The sequence below is a fragment of the Winogradskyella ludwigii genome, assembly GCF_013403985.1.
Lineage (GTDB): Bacteria > Bacteroidota > Bacteroidia > Flavobacteriales > Flavobacteriaceae > Winogradskyella > Winogradskyella ludwigii.
This window is the reverse complement of the sequence record NZ_JABFDF010000001.1, coordinates 604,784-627,622: the sequence shown is the minus strand read 5'-3', so window position 1 is coordinate 627,622 and position 22,839 is coordinate 604,784. Positions and strand designations below refer to the sequence as shown.

14 protein-coding genes are annotated in these 22,839 nt (G+C 33.6%); 7 read left to right on the top strand and 7 right to left on the bottom strand.

All coding sequences use genetic code 11. From position 1 onward, the window contains the following. Positions 1-177: 177 nt before the first annotated feature. The 7 genes from HM981_RS02645 to ilvD all read right to left on the bottom strand — a co-directional run bounded on the left by HM981_RS02645 (position 178) and on the right by ilvD (position 9,274). Positions 178-1,770: an NADP-dependent glyceraldehyde-3-phosphate dehydrogenase gene (locus HM981_RS02645; protein WP_179337032.1), complete on the bottom strand. Its 1,593-nt coding sequence runs from the start codon at positions 1,768-1,770 to the stop codon at positions 178-180. Positions 1,771-1,851: 81 nt separating this feature from the next. Beyond that, a complete protein-coding gene (ilvA, locus tag HM981_RS02640; RefSeq protein ID WP_179337031.1) occupies positions 1,852-3,120 on the bottom strand; it encodes a threonine ammonia-lyase in 1,269 nt (422 codons plus the stop codon). A gap of 25 nt (positions 3,121-3,145) precedes the next feature. Next, a complete protein-coding gene (locus HM981_RS02635) occupies positions 3,146-3,448 on the bottom strand; it encodes an antibiotic biosynthesis monooxygenase family protein (RefSeq protein ID WP_179337030.1) in 303 nt (100 codons plus the stop codon). Positions 3,449-3,533: 85 nt separating this feature from the next. Beyond that, a complete protein-coding gene (ilvC, locus tag HM981_RS02630) occupies positions 3,534-5,036 on the bottom strand; it encodes a ketol-acid reductoisomerase (RefSeq protein WP_179337029.1) in 1,503 nt (500 codons plus the stop codon). Between the two features lie 108 nt (positions 5,037-5,144). After that, positions 5,145-5,675 carry an acetolactate synthase small subunit gene (ilvN, locus tag HM981_RS02625; RefSeq protein WP_179337028.1) on the bottom strand — a complete coding sequence of 177 codons (531 nt, stop codon included), beginning with the start codon at positions 5,673-5,675 and terminating at the stop codon, positions 5,145-5,147. A gap of 68 nt (positions 5,676-5,743) precedes the next feature. After that, on the bottom strand, positions 5,744-7,480 hold the full coding sequence (gene ilvB, locus HM981_RS02620) for a biosynthetic-type acetolactate synthase large subunit (RefSeq protein ID WP_179337027.1): 1,737 nt from the start codon (positions 7,478-7,480) through the stop codon (positions 5,744-5,746). 114 nt (positions 7,481-7,594) lie between these two features. Next, on the bottom strand, positions 7,595-9,274 hold the full coding sequence (gene ilvD, locus HM981_RS02615; protein WP_179337026.1) for a dihydroxy-acid dehydratase: 1,680 nt from the start codon (positions 9,272-9,274) through the stop codon (positions 7,595-7,597). A gap of 535 nt (positions 9,275-9,809) precedes the next feature. Here ilvD and HM981_RS02610 point away from each other — a divergent pair. The 7 genes from HM981_RS02610 (at position 9,810) to HM981_RS02580 (ending at position 22,838) form a co-directional block, all read left to right on the top strand. Next, positions 9,810-12,617: a helix-turn-helix and ligand-binding sensor domain-containing protein gene (locus HM981_RS02610; protein ID WP_179337025.1), complete on the top strand. Its 2,808-nt coding sequence runs from the start codon at positions 9,810-9,812 to the stop codon at positions 12,615-12,617. 250 nt (positions 12,618-12,867) lie between these two features. Then, positions 12,868-15,894 carry a SusC/RagA family TonB-linked outer membrane protein gene (locus tag HM981_RS02605; RefSeq protein ID WP_218846244.1) on the top strand — a complete coding sequence of 1,009 codons (3,027 nt, stop codon included), beginning with the start codon at positions 12,868-12,870 and terminating at the stop codon, positions 15,892-15,894. Positions 15,895-15,906: 12 nt separating this feature from the next. Next, positions 15,907-17,442 carry a RagB/SusD family nutrient uptake outer membrane protein gene (locus tag HM981_RS02600; protein ID WP_179337024.1) on the top strand — a complete coding sequence of 512 codons (1,536 nt, stop codon included), beginning with the start codon at positions 15,907-15,909 and terminating at the stop codon, positions 17,440-17,442. A 6-nt stretch (positions 17,443-17,448) separates the two neighbouring features. After that, a complete protein-coding gene (locus HM981_RS02595) occupies positions 17,449-19,161 on the top strand; it encodes a LamG-like jellyroll fold domain-containing protein (RefSeq protein ID WP_179337023.1) in 1,713 nt (570 codons plus the stop codon). A gap of 110 nt (positions 19,162-19,271) precedes the next feature. Next, positions 19,272-20,654, top strand: coding sequence for a glucoamylase family protein (locus tag HM981_RS02590; protein WP_179337022.1), 1,383 nt, complete (start codon positions 19,272-19,274; stop codon positions 20,652-20,654). Between the two features lie 4 nt (positions 20,655-20,658). Further along, positions 20,659-22,017, top strand: a complete 1,359-nt coding sequence (locus tag HM981_RS02585) for a glucoamylase family protein (RefSeq protein ID WP_179337021.1) — start codon at positions 20,659-20,661, stop codon at positions 22,015-22,017. 17 nt (positions 22,018-22,034) lie between these two features. Next, positions 22,035-22,838, top strand: coding sequence for a carboxylesterase family protein (locus tag HM981_RS02580; protein ID WP_179337020.1), 804 nt, complete (start codon positions 22,035-22,037; stop codon positions 22,836-22,838). Position 22,839 lies beyond the last annotated feature (1 nt).

The following is a 22,839-nucleotide window of genomic DNA, read 5'->3' as shown; positions in this document are numbered from 1 at the left end:
ACAAGCTTAAGCTTGCAGGTCTGGGTGTTCTATATTTGCGTATTAGTGTAAACATAAATCGAATCTACGTATTAAATTTATAACTATAGTATTTATAAAGATGATTTACAATATAATTACGGATTTCTAAAATTATTGAGATTAAAATTGTAAATATCTTAGTATTAGTGTTTTTATTTAAAGTATGTAGTCCGTACTTACAAAATTTGACGCTCTTGAGTCTAATAAATCTTTTAAAATAGCATTGTTATAATCATTGTCTTTAGAGGCTACAAATGTTCTTATTGAAAACGAACGCAAAGCATCATGAACACTTAGTGTTGCTACAGCAGAATCTTTACGTCCTGTAAAAGGATAGACATCTGGTCCACGTTGGCAAGAGCTATTTAAATTTACACGGCAAACTAAATTTACTAAAGTATCTATTAATGGTGCTAATGTTTTTACATCTTTACCAAATAAACTGACTTGTTGCCCATAGTTAGATTCTGCCATATCATCTAAAGGTTCTTCAATATCTGAAAATGGAATTACAGGAATTACAGGTCCAAATTGTTCTTCTTGAAAAACACGCATGTCTTTTGCTACAGGATATAAAACGGCAGGAAAAATATAATTTTCAGTAGTTTCTCCTCCTTTAGTATTTATAACTTTTGCACCTTTCTCTAAGGCATCGTTAATAAGATCTTGTATATATGCAGGTTTATCTGTTTCTGGTAATGGTGTTAATTTAGCACCATCTTCCCATGGATTTCCAAATTTAAGAGCATCGACTTTTGCCGAAAAACGTTTGTTAAATTCTTCTATGATATCCTCATGTACATACAATACTTTTAATGCTGTGCAACGTTGACCATTAAAAGAGGTGGTTCCAGCAATACACTCATCAATGGCCAAATCTAAATCGGCATCCTTTAATACAATCGCAGGGTTTTTGGCTTCTAGACCTAAAACTAAACGCAGTCTATTACTTTTTGGATGTTGATTTTGTAAAGCATTGGCAGATTTACTATTCCCAATTAACGCTAAAACATCTACTTTTCCAGATTGCATAATTGGAGCTGCGACAGTTCTTCCACGACCGTAAATAATATTTACAACTCCTTTTGGAAAACTATCTCTAAAAGCTTCTAATAATGGTGAGATTAATAAAACACCATGTTTTGCAGGTTTGAAAATTGCCGTATTTCCCATTATTAAAGCAGGAATTAATAAGGCAAAAGTTTCATTTAAAGGGTAATTATAAGGCCCTAAACAAAGCACAACACCTAAAGGTCCTCTTCTAATATGTGCGTTAACTCCTGAGCTTTTTACAAATTTAGCGCTGTCGCGATCCATTTGTTTGTAATCTTCAATGGTATCGTAAATATACTCTACAGTTCTGTCGAATTCTTTTTGAGAGTCAGGTAAGGTTTTTCCAATTTCCCACATGAGAAGTTTTACAACCTCATCACGTTTGGTTTTCATTTGCTCTACAAACTTTTCCATACAAGCAATACGATCTACAACTTTCATTGTAGGCCATAAACCTTGTCCTTTGTTGTATGCTAAAACGGCAGAATCTAAAGCTCTTAAAGCTTCTTTTTTTCCTAAAGTAGGAATAGAGCCAAGAAGTGTAGGTTGGTATTCTGCAGTTGATGAAATTGTTGAATATACTTTTGAAAATTCTCCTCTCCAAGGTATTAATGAACCTTCTACTAGATAAGTGTTTTGTTCTACTAAATTTTTAATTTGAAATTGCTCTGGAATCTCTGTAAATTCTACACTCATAATTTCTTGGTTTGAACTATTAATTAGTGCTAATAAAGATACGAATATGAAACCGTATACTCGATTAAATCTATGTTAAGCTTATACTAGGAATTGAAATAAATCGGGTTTATCATTGAGATAATCTCCATAAAAATTATGAAGCTTCATCTTGGTAATTAATGGTTCTAAATCTGCTGGTGATTTTAGTTGTAAGCCAACGACAGCCACATCGTTTTCTCGATTCGCTTTTTTAGTATATTCGAAATGTGTAATGTCATCGTTTGGACCTAAAATATCAACTACAAAATCTCTTAAAGCTCCTGTTCTTTGTGGAAACTTAACAATGAAATAGTGTTTTAGATTGGCATAGAGTAGTGCGCGTTCTTTAATTTCTGCAGTTCTAGTAATGTCATTATTACTTCCGCTAATAACACAAACCACATTTTTACCTTTTATTTCTTCAGAAAATTGCTCTAAAGCAGATAGACTTAGTGCTCCTGCTGGTTCAACAACTATAGCTTCTTTATTATATAAGTCTAAGATGGTCTGGCAAATTTTACCTTCATCTACAGTGACCACACGATGTAGAGTTTCTTTACATATAGCAAAATTTAAATCACCAACGCGTTTTACGGCAGCTCCATCTACAAAATTATCTATAGTTTTAAGTTCGGTATTTTTGTTTTCTCTAATTGAAGTTAGCATTGCAGGTGCTCCTTTTGGCTCCACGCTAATAATTTTTGTTTGCGGTGATAATATCTTAAATACAGAGGATAATCCAGCAGCAAGTCCGCCACCACCAACAGGAACAAAAACATAATCAATAGGGTGTTCTTTTGCTTGGTCTATTATTTCTAAACCTACAGTTGCTTGTCCTTCAATAACTTTTTCGTCATTAAAAGGATGAACAAAAGTTTTGTTTTGTTCTTCGCTTTGCTTCATGGCAGCATGATAAGCATCATCGAAAGTATCTCCAATTAAAATGATGTCTACATAATCTTCACCAAACATTTTTACCTGTTCAATTTTTTGATTAGGTGTTGGTGTAGGCATGAAAATTGTGCCTTTTATTTTTAATAATTTACATGATATTGCCACACCTTGGGCATGATTTCCGGCACTTGCGCACACAATTCCATTTTCAACTAAAGAAGAGTCTAAAGACGAAATTTTATTATAAGCTCCTCTAATTTTATAAGATCTAACTTCTTGTAAGTCTTCTCTTTTTAGATAAATGTTGGCTTCAAAGTCTTTAGAGTATCTTACATTTTTAACTAAGGGTGTTACAGAAGCAATACCTCTTAATTTTTCTGCTGCAGCTTCAACTGCTTTTAATGTTGGTCTGTATGTGGTTTTGGTTTCTTCCATGCGTTCTTCCCACAAAAGTGAGAATCTATTTTTTGTTTTCTATTATAGTTTCATAATGTTCAACAGTTGGAAAGGGGTCATAATAATTATGTAAGAGTGCTTTCCATTTAAGGTATACTTCAGAGGTTCTAAATCCTATGTTGTGATCTTCGATAGTTTCCCAATCGACGAGTAGTATATATGTATTACTTTTTTCTATACATTTTCTCAATGTATGACCTTTATATCCTTTTATTGAACTTATGTATTTGCCAGCTTTTAGAAAATCGTGTTCAAATTGTTTTTCTAAGTTTTCTTTAATATGTAGAGTGGCAACTTCTAATATCATAATTCAAGTTTATATTAAAAATAGACCTGTCAGGTTTTATTTTGACTATGCTTAGCCAATATGAAACTTGACAGGTCTAAAATATCTATGCTAAAACTGGATCTTTAGTTTCAACATCTGATTTTATAACTTTCATCGCTGTCATCGCTGCGCGTAAACGTTGACCAACTTCTTCAATAGGATGATTTCTTATGGCATCGTTAACTGCAATTAATTCTAAATTATCTACACCATTTGACGTTGAAAATGGTTTTCCGATAATATCAGTACTCACTGTTTTCATAAAATCAGTTAATAATGGTTTACAAGCATGATCAAATAAATAGCAACCATATTCTGCTGTATCTGAAATTACTCTGTTCATTTCAAATAATTTCTTACGTGCAATAGTGTTTGCTATTAATGGTAATTCGTGTAAAGATTCGTAGTAAGCAGAATCTTCAATAATACCAGCGCTAATCATAGACTCAAACGCAAGTTCTACTCCAGATTTTACAAAAGCAACTAATAATACGCCGTTATCAAAATAGTCTTGTTCAGAAATATGATCTGATGTTAACGCTGTTTTTTCAAATGCTGTTTCACCAGTTGCAGCTCTCCATGATAATAAATTAACATCATCGTTAGCCCAATCTTCCATCATAGTTTTGGAGAAATGTCCAGAAATAATATCGTCCATATGCTTCTCAAATAATGGACGCATAATGTCTTTTAGCTCTTCAGATAATTGATAAGCTTTTATTTTAGCAGGATTAGATAAACGATCCATCATATTGGTAATGCCACCATGCTTTAAGGCTTCAGTAATAGTTTCCCAACCAAACTGAATTAATTTTGCTGCATAACCAGGTTCAATACCTTCTTCAACCATTTTGTCAAAAGATAGAATAGCTCCTGTTTGTAATAAGCCACAAAGAATGGTTTGTTCTCCCATTAAATCTGATTTTACTTCAGCTATAAAAGACGATTCTAGAACACCTGCACGATGTCCTCCTGTTGCAGCAGCATAAGCTTTTGCTTGGGCCCAACCTTTTCCTTCTGGATCATTTTCAGGATGAACAGCTGTAAGTGTTGGTACACCAAAACCACGTTTGTATTCTTCTCTTACTTCAGTTCCAGGACATTTTGGAGCCACCATAATTACAGTGATATCTTCACGAACTTGTGTACCTTCTTCAACAATGTTAAAACCATGAGAATAACTTAAAGTCGCTCCTTTTTTCATAAGAGGCATCACTGCTTTTACAACGTTTGTATGTTGCTTATCTGGTGTTAAGTTTAAGACTAAATCTGCTTCTGGAATTAATTCTTCATACGTGCCTACAGTAAAACCGTTAGATGTCGCATTTTTATAAGACTCACGTTTTTGGTCAATAGCAACCTGACGCAGTGTATAAGAAATATCTAATCCAGAATCGCGCATATTTAAACCTTGGTTAAGACCTTGTGCACCACAACCAATAATTACGATTTTTTTGCCTTTTAATGCGTTTACTCCATCTTCAAACTCTGAAGCGTCCATAAAACGACATTTTCCTAATTGCTCTAATTGTTCTCTTAATGGTAATGTGTTGAAATAATTTGACATTGTTTTTAGTTTTTGTTTAAGAGAAGAGAAATCATAAAAGAGAAATAAGATACTTTAGAAGGTCCTTAATTTTACTCTTTTCTTTACTCTAAACTTATTTTTAATTTTTTAGTGTTGCAACGCTGTAAGCATTGTTGATATTTTCATTTCGTCTTTAGTAACAGCAATACGTCCTGAACGCGTAAATTGCATGATTCCAAAAACAGATAATTCTCGGTGTAATAAATCGATTTCTTCTTTTCTTCCTGATTTTTCAATAACGAAGAAATCACGATTTACAGTGACAATTCTTGCATTACTTTCTTTAATTATATTCTGAATTTGACGTTCATCAAATAATAAATTGGATCTCATTTTAAAAATACAAGATTCTTGATAGATGATTTCATCTTCAGTATGATAGTAAGCCTTAATAACTTCGACTTGCTTTTCAATCTGACCTTGAATCTTTTTCATTTGAGATTCTGTAATATTAACTACAATTGTGAATCTTGAAACCCCTTCAATTTCTGAAGGAGATGTATTTAAACTTTCAATATTCATGTGTCTTCTTTGGAATATTGCTGAAATCCTATTCAATAATCCAATGTTGTTTTCCGTGTAAATTGAAACGGTATATTGTTTTGTTTCTGTACTCATTTTCTTGATGCTTTAGCTGTTTGCCTTTAGCTCTAAACTCTTTTGTGTTTTATCTCTTTATTGTGCTGTTATTCCAGTCTTATATCTGAAACACTCGCTCCTGTTGGTATCATAGGAAATACATTGCCTTCCTTTTCTACTCTAACTTCTAAGAAATAAGGCCCTTCACAGTCTATCATTTCTTTTACCGCAGCTTTTAAATCTTTTCGTTCAGATACTTTTTGTGCTTCAATATGATAACCTTTTGCAATGGCAACAAAATCTGGGTTTACCATTTCTGTAGATGCATAACGTTTGTCAAAAAATAGTTGTTGCCATTGGCGAACCATCCCAAGGAACTCGTTATTTAGTACCACAATTTTAACAGGTGTTTTTTGTTGAAAAATGGTTCCTAATTCTTGAATATTCATTTGGTAACCACCATCTCCAGCAATCATAACAACTTCACGATCTGGAGCTGCCATTTTTGCTCCAATAGCTGCAGGTAATGCAAATCCCATAGTTCCTAAGCCACCAGACGTAATATTACTTTTGGTTTTGTTGAATTCTGCATAACGACAAGCAATCATTTGATGCTGACCAACATCACTAACGATTGCAGCATCTCCTTTGGTTTGAAGGTTGATTTCTTTCAACACTTCTCCCATGGTTAAGCCTTCTTTTGTAGGATGTAAATCGTCTTTTATTACTTTTTCGTATTCTATGGCATACAAATCCTTGAATTTTTGATGCCACTCACTATGAGACGCTGTATTTAATAGAGGTAAAAGCTTCTTTAAGCTGTCTTTAGAATTTCCTAAAACGGCTACATCTGTTTTTACATTTTTATCTATTTCTGCAGGATCTATATCAAAATGAATCACTTTAGCTTGTTTAGCATAAGATTCTAAATTTCCTGTAACACGATCATCAAATCGCATTCCGATAGCAATTAATACATCACACTCATTGGTTAAAACGTTTGGTGCATAATTACCATGCATACCAACCATACCTACATTTAAAGGATGAGATGTAGGAATCGCAGAAGCTCCTAAAATGGTCCAAGCAGAAGGAATACCTGCTTTTTCAATAACGGCTTTAAATTCTTCTTCGGCTTTTCCTAAAATAACACCTTGTCCCCAAACTATTAATGGTTTTTTTGCATTATTAATGAGTTCTGCTGCACATTTTAATGAATTTTCATCGGTATTTGGAACGGGTTTATAACTTCTTACTCCAATACATTTTTCGTATTTAAAATCGAATTCTTCAAACTGAGCATCTTTAGTTATATCTACTAAAACAGGTCCTGGCCGTCCACTTCTAGCAATATAAAATGCTTTTGCTAAAGCTTCAGGGATTTGAGATGCTTTTGTAACTTGACAATTCCATTTAGTAACAGGTGTAGAAATACCTACAATATCCGTTTCTTGGAAGGCGTCACTCCCTAATAAATGTGATCCTACTTGACCTGTAATACAGACCAAAGGAGTAGAGTCTATTTGTGCATCTGCAATACCAGTAATTAAATTGGTTGCACCTGGGCCAGAAGTCGCTATAGCAACACCAACTTTTCCAGAAATACGAGCGTAACCTTGGGCAGCGTGTGCTGCTCCTTGCTCATGACGAGATAAGACGTGATGAATTTTGTCTTGATACTTATATAATTCGTCATAAACTGGCATAATTGCTCCACCAGGATATCCATATAAAATATCAACACCTTCAGCTAATAAACATTTGATTACAGCTTCGCTTCCAGAAATACGTTCTGTAGTTTCTGAACTTTTAGTTTGGTTTTCTATGGTTTGAGTTTCTTTCATGTTTTTACTTCCCATGAAATGGGAATCTCATTTTTAAAATCTGTACAACGAACTCTTAGGTTGCGTAGATTGGTTATTCAATTCTTATCTTTTTTATTTCTGCTTTCTCAGAAATTAGAATTCATCTGTTACACATCCTTTTGATGCAGATGAAACGGTTTTTGCATATTTATAAAGCACACCACGTTTGAATTTTAAAGCAGGTGCTTCCCATTTTTGACGTCTTCGTTGAAGTTCTACTTCTGATACTTCAAGTGATATTGAATTCGTTTCTGCATCAATAGTAATAATGTCACCATCTTTTACAACGGCAATTGTACCGCCTTCTTGAGCTTCTGGTGTAATGTGGCCAACAACAAATCCGTGAGTTCCTCCAGAGAAACGGCCATCTGTAATTAATGCGACATCTTTACCTAAGCCAGCTCCCATTATTGCAGCAGTTGGTTTAAGCATTTCTGGCATTCCTGGTCCACCTTTTGGGCCTTCATATCTAATAACAATAACATCGCCTTTTTCAACTAATCCATCTCTAATACCATCATTTGCGGCATATTCTCCTTCAAATACTTTGGCTTTACCTCTAAAGCATAAACCTTCTTTGCCTGTTATTTTTGCAACACTACCTTCTGTAGCTAAGTTGCCGTAAAGCATTCTTAAGTGTCCTGAAATTTTAATAGGCTCTTCTATAGGTTTTATAACATCTTGTCCTGCTTTTAAATCTGGAACGTCCAATAAGTTTTCTGCAATTGTTTTTCCTGTAACGGTTAAACAATCTCCATGAATTAAGCCTTTCTTTAAAAGATATTTTAATACAGCAGGAATTCCTCCAACAGCATGAACATCTTCCATAAGGTATTTTCCACTTGGTTTTAAATCGGCTAAAAAGGGTGTATTATCACTAATATCTTGAAAATCTTTTAATGTAAAATCAATTTGAGCAGCTCTAGCAATTGCTAAAAAGTGTAAGACTGCATTTGTAGAACCACCTAAAATGGTGACTAATCTCACGGCATTTTCTAAAGACTTTCTAGTAATAATATCTGAGGGTTTTATATCTTTTTCTAATAATAATCGTAAAGCTTCTCCGGCTCTTATTGATTCTTCTTTCTTAGCGTCGCTTAATGCAGGATTGGAAGAGTTGAAAGGTAAAGTCATTCCTAAAGCTTCAATAGCAGAAGCCATTGTGTTTGCAGTATACATTCCTCCACAAGCACCAGCTCCAGGGCAGGCTTTTTCAACAATGTTTTGATATTCTGTTTCGTCCATGGTTCCAGCAACTTTGCTTCCCCATGCTTCAAAAGCCGAAACAACATCCAATTTTTTTCCGTTGTGACAACCTGAATCTATTGTGCCACCATAAACCAAAATACTCGGTCTGTCTAAACGAATCATTGCAATTAAAGCTCCTGGCATGTTCTTATCGCAACCTACAACAGTTACTAATCCATCGTAACTCATAGCTTGTACTACGGTTTCCATAGAATCTGCAATTATATCTCGTGAAGGAAGTGAGTAACGCATTCCAGGTGTTCCCATAGAAATACCATCGCTAACACCAATAGTGTTAAAGATTAAACCAATAACATCTTCGTTTTTTGTGCCTTCTTTAACTAGTTTAGCTAAGTCGTTAAGGTGCATGTTACAAGGGTTACCTTCGTAACCTGTACTTGCAATTCCTACAATAGGTTTAAAGAAATCTTCTTTAGTCAATCCAATGGCATGCAACATGGCTTGAGCAGCTGGTTGCGTTGGATCTTGAGTAACTGTTTTACTGTATTTATTTAATTCGCTCATAGTTTTATTTTGGCAAAAATTATTTGCAATGTCTAAATTACTTTATATGTATAGTATTAGTAAAAGGATAATAATAATTAATCTAAATTCAATTGTTGTGTGATTGGTATAACCTATTGTTTATTAGGTTTTTAGAGTGTATTAATTATGATGTTCAAAATTTTATTTTGTACAAAAAAACCTTCCGAATTACTGGAAGGCTTGAAATAAATTTATGTTTTATTTTTATTATAGCTTTCCTTGACTTCGAGAAATAATTTCGATGCGAATTATAGATATAATATTAATGACGTATTTTTTCATATTGTAAACCAAAGGTTATAATTTATTTTGTGACATCAAAATTTCTAATGGTTTAAATGCTTGTTTTCAAGAATGTTTCTATTTTAAGACATTATCTAGGAAATTTCATTGGTGGTATTCTTTTATATTTGTGTGTTTGTCTCAATAGGATGTGGTGCTTTACTTGTGTTTTTTCTTATGGGAAGTGAGTCGTTAATTTAATTATTATCATAAATTTTGGTATTTTAATAACATGAATAAACTATTTGTCGTTTTTACCTTCTGTCTGTTATATGCTACGCAATGCTATGGTCAATTTGCGCCAAGTATACATAATTACACCTTAGCAGAATATAAGGCTGGTAACCAAAACTGGGATATTACTAGAGCAGATGATGGTAAAGTTTATGTGGCTAATAATAGTGGTTTATTAGAGTATGATGGTTTAATTTGGAAATTTCATCAATTACCCAATACTACCATTGTACGATCAGTATTGGCAGTAAATGATATGGTTTACACAGGGTCTTATGAAGAGTTTGGTTACTGGGAGCGCGATAAATTTGGATCTCTAAATTATCATTCATTAAGTGATACTATATTAGATGTTATTTCTCCTAATGAAGAAATATGGGAGATTGTAAGCTTTGATGATAAAATTATCTTTAGATCATTCTTAAATATATATGTCTACGATTTTGAAAGTGTAATACAATTAAGGCCTGAATCTGTTATTATTTCATGTAGTGTTATAGAAAATGATTTATTTATAAGTACTTTAAATGAAGGTATATTTTTATTGAAAGATAAAACCTTAGAGCCTTTTTATTTTAACGAAGCGTTATTAGATACTAAAATTGTCTCTATCAATAATTATAATGGAAAACTCTTGTTAATGACCTCTTTAAAAGGAAGTTATTTTTTAGAGAATAAAAAATTAACACCAACTGGTTTTAGTATTAATAATCAAATCCGATTACACCAATTAAACACGTTTTCTATATTAAGAAATGGCGATATGGTTTTTGGGACTATAAAAGACGGTGTTTTTTTAACCGATAAAAATGGTGACCTTAAATATCACATTAGTAAAGAAAATGGACTGTTTAATAATACCGTTTTAGGACAATTTTTAGATGATACAGATAACCTTTGGTTAGGTTTGGATAATGGTATTGCTAACATTGAGCTTAATAGTTTAAATTACTTTTTTAATGATGTGTCAGGTAAATTAGGTGCTGTATATGATGTTGTAAACTATAAAGGTGATATTTATGTAGGAACCAATACAGGGCTTTTTAGATTAGATAAAAATCAAAACTTAAATTTTATAGAGGGCTCTCAAGGGCAGGTTTGGGATTTAGAAATTGTAGAAGGGGAGTTATTCTGTGGTCATAATGAAGGAACCTTTATTGTAGATAAAGACAAACTAACGTTAATATCTAATTATACTGGAGGTTGGACAATTAAAAAAGTTCCAGAAACAGAACAAACCTATATACAAGGAACGTATTCTGGTTTGGTAAAGTTTGAGAAAGTTGCGGGGAAATGGAATGTGAAATACCTAGGTGAAACTACAATTCCCTCACGATTCTTAGTTTTTGAAAATCCAACGACAGCTTGGGTCGCTCATGCAACAAAAGGGGTTTCTAAATTACATTTTGATGCGAATTATGATACAATAACCTCAGTGAAGAATTATCAAGATAAAGGCATCAATTCTAATTTTAATGTGCGCGTTTATAATATTAGAAATAATATAAGTTTTAAAACGAATGAAGGTTGGCAACGTTATGAACCTATTTTAGATTCCATTATTCCTTATGATTTACTTAATGAAAGGCTAGGTGAAAATAGTTATATTATTTCAGAAGATGATACGGAACTTTTTGCTCTAAAAAACAAAGGAGGATTTATAAAATTCACATCTTTTGATGATCCATATAAAGACTTTTTTTTAAATGATGTGTTTCTTAAAAATAGATATATCGTTGGCTATGAGAATGTATCTAAACTTAGTGATTCTGTTTATGCTTTAAATTTAGACAATGGCTTTATGCTTGTCAATAGCACATCGAATGCTAATATTGAGTTACATAAGCCAATCGTTGAGTCCATTAATATTAGTGGAAACCTTATTGCTATTAATAATATAGAGTCCGACGGGTTGGGTTTTGATTTTAAAGAAAGTTTAGCTGTAGAATTGTCATCTTCAAAATCGCTAAATCATCATTTCGAATATATTGTTATAGAAGCAGACGATGAGGTTAATGATAGTTTGTGGTACGGGATAGATGGTAATAAGGTTGAACTTTCCAATCTTACAGATGGTAATTATAACATGCTGTTTAGAACGAGCGATAATGCAGGTAATGCATCTCCAATTAAATTATTGCATATAGAGGTTTATCCACCTTGGTATAGAGATACAGCTGGTTATGTCTTGTATTTCCTTTTCGCGTGTTTAATTATATTTATATTTTATACGCTTCACCATAAGAAAATAGCAAAAGAACAACGTTTAATAAAAATCAAATATCAAAAGGAACAACAAAAATTACTTAGAGAACAAACTTTAGAGAATGAAAAACATATTGTTCAGCTTAAAAATGAATCCTTACAAAATGAGATTAAATTAAAAAGTAAGCAACTAGCAAATAATGCTATGGCCTTGGTTAAGAAAAATGAGACACTTCAAGATATCAAAAATGATTTGATGGTAAACAAAGAAGGATTTAATAATCATTATTCTTACAAAAAGATTGTAAAGAAATTAGATAATTCAATTGTCTTAAAAGACGAATGGGAGGTTTTTGAAAATAATTTTAGTCAAGTTCACGATGAATTTTTCGAAACTTTAAAAGCTAAACATTCTGCACTCACTCCTAAAGATTTGAAGATTTGTGCCTACATCAAAATGAATCTTTCCTCTAAAGAAATCGCTCCACTTATGAATATCTCAGTTAGAGGGGTCGAAACACATCGATATCGATTAAAAAAGAAGTTAGATTTAGAAAATGATATTTCTTTAGTCGATTATTTGTTAAATATCAAAAATTAGACGTAATAATTCACTTTATCTCATTAATTCAATACGTCATTACTACGTCATTGTGTTAATCTTCTTCTCACTACAACGTTTTTTTTATAGCTTTAGAGTACGTCACAGCGAGTTTTATTAACATTTTTTAACCTTCTTTATTAGTTGTGGTGTATTTAAAATGTAAATAGAATTTAAGAGCTCTTAGTAATAGGTTATAACTTCGTAATTGAATTAACTAATCTCTATAATTAAAAATTAAACAATCTATATGAAAACAAAAATTAGTCTATTGTTGATGTTGTTTTTTTCAATCTGTTCTTTTGCACAACAGATAGAAATTAATGGAATTGTAACAAGTGAGAGTGATGGTATGCCTTTACCAGGTGCCAGCGTCATAATTAAAGGAACTAGTAGAGGAACCACTACTGATTTTGATGGTAAATACATAATAAAGGCGGAAGCTGGTGAGCAAATTGAGTTCAGTTATGTAGGTTTCGTAGCACAGGTAATTACTGTAGGTGATAAGGCGGAATTAAATGTTGTTTTAACTGATGATGTGGCTTCGCTTAGTGAAGTTGTTGTTGTAGGTTATGGAACTCAGAAGAAAGCAGACTTAACAAGTGCCATTTCTACCATTAAACCAGAAGAATTACAAAAAACTCCCTCAGCTCAGATTGCTCAGAGTTTCCAAGGTAAAGTTGCAGGTGTGCAAGTTAGTAGTTTAGGATCTCCAGGAGAAACGCCAGAGATTATTATTAGAGGTACCAATTCATTATACGGTAACTCTTCACCGTTGTTTGTTGTGGATGGTGCTTTCTTTGATAATGTAGATTTTTTAAACTCTAGTGAGATTGAAAGTGTATCAATATTAAAAGATGCGTCTGCTTCTGCAATATATGGTGTAAGAGCTGCAAATGGTGTGGTTTTAATTACAACTAAAGGTGGTCGATTTAATAAGAAAGCAGAAATTACATTTTCTACTTACTATGGTATGCAGACTGCTCAGAATGTATTAAAAATGGCAAACTCAGAACAGTTTGTAACGTTTGCACAAGAGTCTGGTTCTGCGGCTGAAATTTCTAGCGTTGAGCAAGCTATACAGCGCTTTGGTCGTAGTAGAGTGAATCCTAATATACCAAATGTAAATACAGATTGGTATGATGAGGTACTTAGAGTTGCTTCTATAGAGAATCACGATTTCCAGGTAAATGGAGGTGGCGAAGATGTTTCTTATTCTGTTGGTGGAAACTTTTTTGCTCAAGATGGTATTCTTGATATGAAAAACAGTTACGAGCGTTTTAACGTTAGAGCAAAAGTAGATGCTAGAGTTAATGATTGGCTTAATGTTGGAGGAAACATGTTATACAGTAATGCTGTAAAATATGATGATGAAGCTTCCGCTTGGCAATTAACTTATTTCGCAGTGCCTATTTTACCTTTGTATGATAATAATTTTACAGAAGCAAGTCCGTTACCATACTCAGATGCAAGAGAGATTGGTTATAGAAATGCGCAAAACCCATTTACGCTATTGGATAATTCTGATAGAAGAGGAGAGCGAAGAAGAACTGTCGCTAATTTTTATGCAGATTTTAAATTAATACCAAAACAATTAAGCTTTAAGACTAGTTTGTCTTATAATTATTTAGGAGTTAATGAGCGTATTGTTTCTTTACCATATTATGTTACGGATGATTATCAGAGAAGTATTAATCAGTCTTCAATAACAAGAAATAACGCTGTTACGGAAAATTACATTTGGGATAATACGTTAACCTATACAAATTCATTCGGAGAACATGATGTTACTGTTTTAGCCGGAATGTCATTTAGAGATGATTACGGAAGAAACTTTGGTGCTTCTGGTAATTTTGATCCTAACGGAGCTTTTATTAGAGGTAATGATAAAACGTGGTATTTAGGAAATACATCAGAAGATAGTAGAACAGCATACGACGGAGGAAGTCGTTCTTATGGTTTCTCATATTTTACTAGAGCTCAATACAAACTTAAAGATAAGTACTTAGCTTATGCAACATTTCGTGCAGAAGGTAGTAATAAATACGATGAAACATATGTGTATTTACCTGCATTTGGTTTAGGTTGGGAATTGTCTAAAGAGTCTTTTATGGAAAATATAGATTTTATAGATTATTTTAAACTTAGAGCAGGTTGGGGTAGATTGGCAAATGATGCCGTACCTGCAAGTATTCCTCAAAGTGCGTCCACGATTTCAACTGTTTTTGACGATACTTTAGTAAATGGATTTCAGTTTTCTACAGCATCTGATGATTTAGATTGGGAATATACCGAAGAGTTAAACCTTGGTATATCTTCTAACTTCTTTAATAACCGTTTGTCTTTAGAAGCAGATTATTTTATAAAGGATACCGAAAATCTAGCTATTCCAGTGTTGCCTTTAATAGGTACAGATGTAAGTTATCAAAATGTAGGTTCATTAAGAAATAAAGGACTTGAATTAGCTGCGACTTGGAATGGTAAAATATCAGAAAATTGGAGTTATACTATTTCAGGAAACTTTAGTACACTAGATAATGAAATTACAAGTCTTGAGGGGCAACCTTATATCGATAGAGGTACAGCAGAAGCACGTCAGCGTTTAGTTGTTGGTCAGCCAATAAATGTATTTTATGGTTGGGAAATAGAGGGTGTTTATCAAAATCAAGCAGAGATTGATGCAGATCCAGTTGCTCAAGCAGCTATTGCAGATGGTACAGATATTAAGCCTGGTTATTTTAAATATAAAGACAATAATTCAAATGGTGCTTTAGACGCTGAAGATAGAGAGTACCTAGGATCACCAGTACCAGACTATTATTACGGCGGTAGTTTAGGTCTTAAATACAAGGCTTTTGAATTAAATGTTTCTTTTTATGGTCAAGGAGGAAACGTGATTTTGAACACAAACCGTATGGAAGTCCTCAGAACTCAAGGGCGTAATATAGATGCACAATTAGCTGTTAATCGCTGGCATGGTGAAGGCACAACCAATGAGTTCCCGTCATCAGAAGGCTATAGAAATGTTTGGAATCAAAGATTGTCTAAGTTCTTTTTACAAGACGGTGACTTCTTCAGAATACAGAACATTCAATTAGCTTATACCTTAAGAGAGAAAAATTTACCTGAGATGCGTTTCACCTTAACGGCAGATAGACCTTTTCTTTCAACTAAAAGCTATGACGGTTTTAATCCAGAAGTTGGATTTGATGGTAGAGATACTCAAACATACCCAACACCTTCAGTTTATACATTTGGTGTAACAGTTAAACTTTAAAAAAATTAGAAGATGAAAAATATATTTAATATAAGATTGATTTTATTCATATTACCTGTTTTCATGTTTACTTGTGAAGATCAGTTAGATGAACAACAAGAACTAGTCGTTGTTGCAGATGATATTGATTACTCTAGTGCAGATGGTGCATTAGGTGCATTAGTTGGTGCTTATCAAAAGTTTAACGACATTGGCTGGGAGCAAATTCCTTTATTATCTGTAAGAGGAGATGATGTAAACGCTGGTGGTCTTGGTGATCAGCAGGGTTTTGCAGATACAGATAATTTTGTTTACGACAATAATTTTTGGATGTATAATGTGTTTTTTGAAAATTGGGCTCAAGATATTCTTCAAATTACAGCTCAAATAGAACAATTAGAAAAGTTTAGAGCTGCAGGTGTAGATTCAGATTTAATTGATCAATACGTTTCAGAATGTAGAGTTTTAAGAGGTTTTATAACTCTAGAGCTTTCTAGAATGTTTGGAGATGTATATAAGATTGAGACTACAGATCAGACGCAAATTCAAGTGCTTCCTAAAGATGAATTAATGGTTTGGATATCAGACGAAATGGACGAGTCAATTCCTTATTTGTTAGATATTGCACCTAACCAAAGAGTAGATTTGCCAGGTGGTATTACTAAATACACAGGTTTATCGGTAAAAGCTATGGCTAATTTAGAGGTTGGTAATTACCAAAATGTTGCTGATGCAGCAGGTGAAATTATTAATTCTAATCGCTTTCAGCTTTTCGATGATTATTATCATCTATTCAAGCTTGATGGAAAGTTAGCTAATGAAAATATTTTAGAAATTCAATATTCAGATTTTGGCCAGGCATCAGGAGAAAATTTAAGTCATTTATTTGCTTTTTATGGACCAGAAAATTGGACCGCTGCTGTGCCAGAAGCAGGAAGCGGTTGGGGATTCTATGAACCAAGTTTTAAGTATATTAAGTTCATGTTAGATAGAAACGAAACTGTGCGTTTAGAAACAAGTGTGTTATTTACAGATAGAGGTATTGCAGAACTTCAGACAGATCCTGCTTATGCTACATTACCAAGTTGGATATCTAATACAACAAGAGATGGAGATATTATAAATGATTATACAAGAGCATACTTTTCTAGCGGTAAGCATTATTTACCGTCTATAGAGTTAACTGAAGGAAGAATTGATTATGGAACCAATAAAAACTATACAGTTATCAGGTATTCTGAAGTATTATTAATGTATGCTGAAGCACTAACAAGAGGAGCGTCTGGTTCTGCAGGTAGTGCAGATAGCGCTGTAAATGAAGTAAGAAATCGTGCTGGTTTAGGTAATTTAAGTGGAGTAACTAGTGATCAGGTAATGGACGAGAAATTTGCAGAGTTAGGTATGGAATGGGGAATTAGATTCTATGATATGGTTAGACTTGGGGAAACTGAAGAATTGAGCTACGATGGAAGAAATTTCACCATGGATAAAGCCTTTTTACCTTATCCACAAGCGCAATTAGATCAGAGTTATATTCTTAATGATTACAATCAAAACCAAAACGACTAAGACATTATGAAAAATATATTATTAAAAACAGTAGTAATTTTTACGATGCTTTTCTTAGCATCATGTGATGAAGGTATAGATCCAATCACTGAAATAGATCCGGGTCCAGATGCAGGAGCTCCAGTTGTTACGGTGACGTATCCAACAGAAGGTACCGAAATTAATAGTTTAGATTTAATTGTACCAATCACTATTAAATTCAAAGTTGAAGATGATATTGAAGTTGGTAGTGTCGTTTTAAGCTTAGATGGAGTAGAGATTTCTAGTTATGATACCTTCTTGGATTATAGAATAGTTAATGAGGAATTTACATATGATAGCTTATCAAGTGGTGAGCATGTGTTAACGGTTACAGGAACTGATATAGTAGGAAATGTTACAACAGTTACTGTAAACTTTTCTAAAGCTCCTCCATATGAAGCTTTATTCGCAGGCGAAGTATTTTACATGCCATTCGATGATACTTTTACAGAGCTTTTATCTATAACTGAAGCTTCAGAAGTTGGTACACCAACTTTTGCAGGAGAACACTTTGATGGTACTAATGCTTATAGAGCAACTGAAGATTCTTATCTAACATTTCCTGTAGAAGATATGTTTGGTAGTAATATGAGTGGTGCATTTTGGTATAAAGTTAACGGAGATCCAGATAGATCTGGGATTTTAACTGTCGGAAATGATATTCCGGAAAATAGAAATCAAGGGTTTAGATTATTTAGAGAAGGTAGTGCTACAGAACAACGTATTAAATTAAATATTGGTACTGGTGATGCAGATAGCTGGAATGATGGAGGTGTTATAGATGTAACTGCTCAAGAGTGGGTTCACGTGGCTTTTACAATTTCACCAACAGAAACAGTTATTTACCTTGATGGTTTACCTGTGAATTCGACTATACCAGGCGGAGCTATAGATTGGACAGGTACTACAGGTATTACTATTGGTTCAGGTGGAGAAACGTTTGGTTATTGGGGACATGAGTCTGATGATAGTGTTATGGATGAACTTCGTTTATTCAATACAACGTTATCTCAAGATGAAATCCAAAATATGATTAACGTCACTAATCCTTACGAGCCAGCATACGTTGGGGAAACGTTTTATATGCCATTTAATGGATTTAATACTGAATTTGTAAGTTTAAATGAACCTACAATGGTTGGAGCAACGGGATACTATGGTGAAGGTTACGAAGGTTCAAATGCGTTTATGGGAGCTACAGAGTCTTACTTAACATTTCCTATAGACGGATTGTTTGGTGCTGATGCTTTTAGTGCTGCATTTTGGTACAAGGTAGATGGAACACCAGATCGTTCGGGAATATTAGTTGTTGGAAATGATACTCCAGAAAATAGAAACCAAGGCTTCAGATTATTTAGAGAAGGTAGTGCTACAGAGCAACGTATTAAAGTTAACGTCGGAGTTGGTGATGGTGAAAGCTGGAACGATGGTGGTGTTATAGATGTTACAGCAGGAGAATGGGTACATATTGCTTTAACCGTTTCTGATACTGAAAGTAAAATTTATTTTAATGGTGTAGAGCAACTTTCATCTACTTTAGGTTCTAGTATTGACTGGACAGGTTGTTCAGACATAACTATCGGAGCTGGAGGTGAAACGTTCAGTTATTGGGGACACTTATCGGATTTAAGTGGTATAGATGAATTAAGATTGTTTAATAAAGCTTTATCTCAATCTGAGATCACAGATATGTTATAAAAATTGATAATTTAAATGAGTTAGTCTATTAATTTTTTAATGATCTCTTACTTTAATTTTAGCGGCATTTTAATCACTAAAATGTCGCTAAATTATTACTTATAATTCAAATGAAATATTTACATAAAATAGTAGTCATAGGCTGTTTATTTTGTCTTATGGTTGGGTGTAAATCCAATACTAAAAATGACGATGTAAATGACGTTGAAGTCATATCTAATGATACAGATGTTGTTGAAGGTTTTCGTAACAATACTCTGCTCGATACCATTCAGAAACAAACCATAAATTATTTTTGGGAAGGTGCAGAACCAAATTCTGGTTTAGCTAGAGAGCGTTTACATATGGATGATGTTTATAATTTATCACCTAAAAGCACAGTAACTACAGGCGGAAGTGGTTTTGGTGTTATGGCAATATTAGTTGGTATTGAAAGGGGTTACATTAAAAAAGAAGACGCTTTAAATCGATATTTAAAGATTGTCAATTTTCTTGAAAAAGCAGATCGTTTTCATGGTGCGTGGTCACATTGGATCGATGGAGAAACAGGTAAAGCATATCCTTTTAGTAAAAAAGATGATGGTGGTGATTTGGTAGAAACGGCCTTTTTAATTCAAGGATTATTAACCGTTTCAGAATATTTTGATGGTAATACTGAAGAAGAGAAACAACTAGTCTCTAAGATTGATGAACTTTGGAGAAGTGTAGAGTGGGATTGGTATACTAAAAATGGTGAAGACGTTTTGTATTGGCATTGGTCACCAAAGTATGGTTGGGATATGAATTTTCCTGTAGGTGGTTATAACGAATGTTTAATAATGTACGTTCTTGCAGCAGCCTCACCAACACATCCAATTAGTAAATCTGTCTACGAAAAAGGTTGGGCTAGAAATGGCAAAATTGTGTCAACTAACAAATATTACGACGAAGATCTTGTTCTTAATTATTATGAACACGATAATCACACTATTGGACCCTTATTTTGGGCGCATTATTCTTACTTAGGATTAAATCCAACAGGTTTGTCAGATCAATATGCAGATTATTGGAAGTTGACTCAAAATCAAGCTAAAATTCATTACAAATATGCTGTAGATAATCCAAAAGGATTTGAAGGTTATGGCGATAGTCTTTGGGGATTAACATCAAGTTACTCTATGAAAGGCTACTATGGTCACAGACCAGAAAATGATCTAGGAGTAATTTCTCCAACAGCAGCGTTGTCATCATTTCCATATACGCCAAAAGAGAGTATGAATGTGTTGGAGAATATTTATAAAAACCATGATAGTTTAGTGGGGAAATATGGTCCTTATGATGCTTTCAGTTTTGAAGATAATTGGTCTACACCACGATATTTAGCGATAGATCAAGGGCCAATTCCTGTAATGATTGAAAATTATAGAACAGGTTTATTGTGGCATTTATTCATGAAAAATAAAGATGTAAAATCAGGTTTGGATCGCTTAGGTTTTAAGTATAAAAAAGATTAACAATATGAAGTTTTTAAAATTATTAATAGTCGTGTTTTTCTTTGTTAGCTGTGGGTCAGATGATGGTCCAGGTTATCAGGAACCTTATAATCCAAGTGATGATGATCCTGTAGTTGAAGAATTAACAGACGAAGAATTATTAGACCTAACCCAAGAAACGACTTTTAAATATTTTTGGGATTATGCGGAATCTAACTCAGGTGCAGCCAGAGAACGTTATCATCCAAATGATCCTTCAAACAGTCAGAATGTAGTTACTACAGGAGGCAGTGGATTTGGATTAATGGCAATATTGGTTGGTATAGAAAGAGGTTATATTTCAAGAAGTGAAGGCTACGATAGATTAAGTCAGATTTTAAATTTCTTTGAAAATGCAGATCGTTTTCATGGAGCTTGGCCGCACTGGATTAATGGAGTAAACGGTGACGTAATTCCATTTAGCGATCAAGATAATGGAGGTGATTTAGTGGAAACGGCACTTTTCGCGCAAGGCTTAATTTGTGTGAAAGAATATTTTAAAGATGGATCGGAAGAAGAAGCTGTTTTAGCGACTCAAGCAGATATACTATGGAAAGGCGTAGAGTGGAATTGGTATACTCAAAATCAGAATGCCTTGTATTGGCATTGGAGTCCAGACAATGGTTTTTCAATTAATCTAGAATTAAAAGGTTACAACGAAACATTAATCGCTTTTATTTTAGGAGCAGCGTCAACAGATTATGCTATTACACCAGAAGTATATAACGAAGGTTGGGCGAGTAATGGAGGTATCGTGTCTTCGGCAAGTCAATATAATATTCCATTAATTTTAGATCATGCAGGATCAGGGACAGGTCCTTTATTTTGGGCACATTATTCATTTTTAGGATTAAACCCAACCAACTTAACAGATCAATATGCTAATTATTGGGATTTAAATGTCAACCATACCAATATCAATTACCAACACTGTGTTAACAATCCAAACAATTATATAGATTACGGTGAGAATTGTTGGGGCTTAACAGCTAGTTATAGTCGGAATTCAGATGGATCTACAGGATATTCCGCACATAGTCCCCAAAATGATTTAGGTGTTATTTCACCTACGGCAGCTATTAGTTCCATGCCTTACACTCCAGAAAAATCACTTGAAGCACTACATTATTTCTATAGTAAGAAAACGATATTATTAGGATCTGCAGGCTTTTATGATGCCTTTAGTCCACAATACAATGATTGGGTCACTGAAAGATATTTAGCAATAGATCAAGGGCCAGAAATTATTATGATAGAGAACTATAGAACTGGACTTTTGTGGAATTATTTTATGCAAAATGAAGATGTTCAAAATGGTCTTAATATATTAGGTTTTTCCTATTAAACTTAAAAAATAGAATCATGAGAAATTTATTTTTAATCTTAATTTTTAGTCTCACATTTTTGAATTCAGTTAGTGTAATCGCACAGCAAACCGAATCGTCAAAAGATTTGTTCTCGTATGAACATCATATGGTTAATGACGATACGCTAAATTACAGAATGCTTTTGCCTAAGGATTTTGACGAATCTAAAACCTATCCATTAGTACTAATGCTTCATGGAGCCGGCGAACGTGGTAACGATAATAAAAAGCAATTAGCTCATGGTAGTCAATTATTTTTAAAGGAAACAACACGAGATTCGTTTCCTGCAATAGTAATCTTTCCACAATGCCCTCAGAATGATTATTGGTCTAAATTAGATGCAGATCGCTCTACAAAGCCAATTACATTTAAATACAAATACAATGAAGCACCAACTACTGCAATGGCATTAGTCATAGATTTAATGACAAAGATGGTTGCCAAACCTTATGTAAAAACCGATCAGGTTTACGCAATGGGATTATCAATGGGAGGTATGGGAACTTTTGAAATTATCTACCGAAATCCTAAAATGTTTGCAGCTGCAATTCCTATTTGTGGAGGTGGAGATCCAGAATCTGTAACAGCTTATGCGAAAACTATTCCACTTTGGATTTTACATGGTGCTAAAGATGATGTGGTAGATCCAAAGTTATCATTAAGCATGGCATCTGCAATAATTACGGCAGGCGGATTTCCTAAACTTACCTTATACGATTTTGCAAACCACAATAGTTGGGATCCAGCTTTTGCAGAACCAGAACTTTTAAAATGGCTTTTTTCAAATACTAAATTATAAT

Bases quoted from the DNA above. Each gene is read 5' to 3' on its own strand.
- HM981_RS02590 (WP_179337022.1), top strand. From the start codon at position 19,272: ATGAAATATTTACATAAAATAGTAGTCATAGGCTGTTTATTTTGTCTT.
- ilvN (WP_179337028.1), bottom strand. From the start codon at position 5,675: ATGAGTACAGAAACAAAACAATATACCGTTTCAATTTACACGGAAAAC.
- HM981_RS02585 (WP_179337021.1), top strand. From the start codon at position 20,659: ATGAAGTTTTTAAAATTATTAATAGTCGTGTTTTTCTTTGTTAGCTGT.
- HM981_RS02610 (WP_179337025.1), top strand. From the start codon at position 9,810: ATGAATAAACTATTTGTCGTTTTTACCTTCTGTCTGTTATATGCTACG.
- HM981_RS02605 (WP_218846244.1), top strand. From the start codon at position 12,868: ATGAAAACAAAAATTAGTCTATTGTTGATGTTGTTTTTTTCAATCTGT.
- HM981_RS02600 (WP_179337024.1), top strand. From the start codon at position 15,907: ATGAAAAATATATTTAATATAAGATTGATTTTATTCATATTACCTGTT.
- ilvA (WP_179337031.1), bottom strand. From the start codon at position 3,120: ATGGAAGAAACCAAAACCACATACAGACCAACATTAAAAGCAGTTGAA.
- ilvC (WP_179337029.1), bottom strand. From the start codon at position 5,036: ATGTCAAATTATTTCAACACATTACCATTAAGAGAACAATTAGAGCAA.
- HM981_RS02595 (WP_179337023.1), top strand. From the start codon at position 17,449: ATGAAAAATATATTATTAAAAACAGTAGTAATTTTTACGATGCTTTTC.
- ilvD (WP_179337026.1), bottom strand. From the start codon at position 9,274: ATGAGCGAATTAAATAAATACAGTAAAACAGTTACTCAAGATCCAACG.
- HM981_RS02580 (WP_179337020.1), top strand. From the start codon at position 22,035: ATGAGAAATTTATTTTTAATCTTAATTTTTAGTCTCACATTTTTGAAT.
- HM981_RS02645 (WP_179337032.1), bottom strand. From the start codon at position 1,770: ATGAGTGTAGAATTTACAGAGATTCCAGAGCAATTTCAAATTAAAAAT.
- HM981_RS02635 (WP_179337030.1), bottom strand. From the start codon at position 3,448: ATGATATTAGAAGTTGCCACTCTACATATTAAAGAAAACTTAGAAAAA.
- ilvB (WP_179337027.1), bottom strand. From the start codon at position 7,480: ATGAAAGAAACTCAAACCATAGAAAACCAAACTAAAAGTTCAGAAACT.